Consider the following 253-nt stretch of genomic DNA (forward strand, 5'->3'; position numbering starts at 1 on the left):
GAATCGTCATCGATTCAAATCCTAGGCATGAATATAAAGAGTCAATTAAAAAGGCCCTGGCGATGAAAAAGGCGCTGCAGTTGAGTGAAGAAGAGAAAAAAGAGCAGAGGAGAGCTGAGATATGATTCTAATGATCGACAATTACGATTCGTTTACGTACAACTTGGTTCAGTATTTAGGCGAGCTTGGCGAGGAGTTGGTCGTCAAGCGGAACGATGAGATCACCCTTCAGGAAATAGAGGACATGTCGCCT

At 43.9% G+C, this 253-nt stretch carries 1 protein-coding gene; it reads left to right on the forward strand.

The window, feature by feature from the left end:
• Window positions 1-130 precede the first annotated feature (130 nt).
• The coding region (locus tag CH339_RS25845) for a glutamine amidotransferase-related protein (protein ID WP_438646528.1) at window positions 131-253 on the forward strand (123 nt) is incomplete at its 3' end.

It is taken from the genome of Rhodobium orientis (assembly GCF_003258835.1).
GTDB classification, from domain to species: domain Bacteria; phylum Pseudomonadota; class Alphaproteobacteria; order Rhizobiales; family Rhodobiaceae; genus Rhodobium; species Rhodobium orientis.